Origin of the sequence: Paludibacterium sp. (assembly GCF_019232825.1) — a bacterium.
GTDB lineage: Bacteria > Pseudomonadota > Gammaproteobacteria > Burkholderiales > Chromobacteriaceae > Paludibacterium.
In genome coordinates this window covers 1-2609 of sequence record NZ_JAFAND010000136.1, presented here as the reverse complement: position 1 = coordinate 2609, position 2609 = coordinate 1, and the positions used below count along the sequence as shown (strand labels likewise).

The 2609-nt window shown below is 64.2% G+C and carries 2 protein-coding genes; both read left to right on the top strand.

The features are described 5' to 3' along the window. Positions 1 to 268 precede the first annotated feature (268 nt). A complete protein-coding gene (locus tag JOZ06_RS17755) occupies positions 269 to 1798 on the top strand; it encodes an alkaline phosphatase family protein (protein ID WP_293234871.1) in 1530 nt (509 codons plus the stop codon). A gap of 20 nt (positions 1799 to 1818) precedes the next feature. Beyond that, positions 1819 to 2609: hypothetical protein (locus JOZ06_RS17750; RefSeq protein WP_293234870.1), on the top strand; the 791-nt coding region annotated here is incomplete at its 3' end.

Here is a 2609-nt window from a genome sequence, read left to right as displayed (position 1 = left end):
AAAACGCCGCGCGCCTGCGCGAGGTGGCGGGATGCTTGGTGTTGACCGCCGATTAACACCCTAACCTGGAGGCGGGGAGCGAACGCTCCCCGAACCCGGTGTCACCGTGCGTTGAAACGTGCGTTGCTGCGCGAACGCACGCTACGTTCGACTCCCCACTCCCTACTCCCCACTCCCGTCTTTATGTCGTTCATTTAGCCCAACGACATATCATGTTTTTTGTACTACAACTCATTGCATATAGCGCCAGGCCCCCAGGAGCAGATCGATGGCAACGCCGATCAATCACGTATTCGTTCTCATGCTAGAGAACCGCTCGTTCGACCATATTTTCGGCTTCTCCGACATCACCGGGACCGACGCGGTCACCGGCGCCCCGACGCGGGCCAATGGTCTCGATGCCGCCGCGCCGCCGGCCAACCCGCTGCCCGGCAACGCCTCGGTCCCCGCCAGCGTGGGCGATGCGCCGTTTCAGCTCAGCGCCGGCAACAAGGACCCCGGTCACGAATTTTCCAATACGCTGGTCTGCCTGTGCGGCGGCGGCGCCTGGTCGGCGCCGAATATCGATGCCGACGGCCGCCTCGCCGGCAACGCCTATCCGCAGGCCGCGCCAGGCCTTGCCAACAGCGGCTTCGTCGCCAATGCCGTCGACGGCGGTTCCGATGCGCCCGGCCTGGTGATGCGAAGCTTCTCCCGGGAGCAACTGCCGGTGCTCAACGCGCTGGCGCGCGAATTCGTGCTCTGCGACGCCTGGTATTCGTCTCTGCCTGGCCCGACGTGGCCCAACCGCTTTTTCGTGCATGCCGCCTCCAGCGCCGGCCTGGACGATAGCCCGAGCAACATGGCTACGGCGGAGGACTTCGCCCTCGGCTTCGACTTGCCCAATGGCACGATTTTCGACCGCCTGACCAGCAAAGGGCTCGACTGGAAGGTGATCGAGGGCGACGCGTTTCCCCAGGTGCTGGCGATCAAGGGCATGACGGCCGCCGAGGCCAATGGCCATTTTCACGACATCGACCACTTGAGCGAAGTCATCAACGATCCCGCCTTTAACGCCGCGTACGTCTTCATCGAACCGGATTACGATGTGCTGCACAACTTCCAGGGCGGCAACAGCATGCATCCGCTCGGCGACGTGCGCCGCGGCGAACAGCTGATCAAAACGGTGTACGAAACCCTGCACGCGTCGTCCGTGTGGGACAGCAGCCTGCTGGTAGTGCTGTTCGACGAGCATGGCGGCTTCTACGACCACGTCGCACCGCCCGCGGCGACGCCGCCGGGCGACACCCAGCCGGGTTCGGCCAACAATCGGCACAACTTCGCCTTCGACCGGCTCGGGCTGCGCGTGCCCTGCATCATCGCCTCGCCCTGGGTGGGGCAAAACGTCATCGACCACCGCCCTTACGACCACAGCGCGATTGCCAAAACACTCGCCAATCTGTTCGACCTGGGCGCGCCGTTGACCGCGCGCGACAATGCCGCGCAAGGCTTCGAATCGCTGTTGCTCAACGCCAAGCGCAACACGCCGGACACCCTGCAGAACCCGGCGCCTGGGCCGTTGGCGGCCACCACCGCCACCGCCAGCGGGGCGGACGCTTCGACGGCGGGGTTCGCGCAAGTGGCGCTGGCACGCCATTTGAGCATCACACCGCCGGCAGCGCAGCAAGCCATCGTCGACAACTTCAATGCCGCCGCCGGCCAGCCGCAGGCCACGGCGGCATTCCTCCACGCGGCACACGACGCGATCATGCAATGGAAGCAAAAAGGCCGCCCCGCGCCGCCCGCCACCCAGCCGTAAACACACAAAGGAGCCAAGCCATGGCCGACAACCTGTATTCAGCGACCGGCGCACTCGGCGCCATGCTGCTGGGCGCGGCCAGCATCGCCGCCTCGACCTATACGGCAGCGCAAGGCGGCTACACGCTGACCCTGGTTTTTGATCTGCTGGCGATGGTCTTGCTGTTCGGCGCCTTGGGGCTGTGGATCACCCACCACCTGCTCGGCATGCTGATCGACAGCCGCAATGTCTATTCGCTGGCGAGGCTGCAGACGGCAGGCTGGTCGCTGTTGGTGTTCGCGGCCATCCTGGCGATGGCCATCATCAATCTGAGCCGGCGCGATCCGGCGGCGATCGATATCCAGCTGCCGTCGACGCTGCTGACGCTGATGGGCATCAGCGCCACCTCGCTGGTCGGCTCGTCGCTGATTCTGGCCACGAAGAAAAATACCAGTGTGCCGGAGGCTACTGCCCAAAGCGCATTGACCGCCATGGCCGGTCAGATGCACGTCGACGACGGCCAATTGACCAATCAGGGCGTCTTGGTCGCCAATAAGCAGATGGGGCAGGCCCGCTGGCGCGACTTGCTCACCGGCGAGGAGCTGGCCGATGCCGGGCATATCGACATCGCCCGGGTGCAGATGCTGTTTTTCTCGCTGGCGTCATTGATCGTCTATGGGGTGGAGATCGGTCTGATGATCGACAGCATCACGCCACAAATCCACGGCGTCATACCGCAAACCCACGGCTTTCCACCGATCAGCGCCAACATGATCACGCTGATTGCCATCAGCCAGGGCGGCTATCTGATCAATAAGGCCATTCCGGCCAC

Coding starts and splice junctions, on each gene's coding strand:
- JOZ06_RS17755 (WP_293234871.1), top strand. CDS start 269: ATGGCAACGCCGATCAATCACGTATTCGTTCTCATGCTAGAGAACCGC.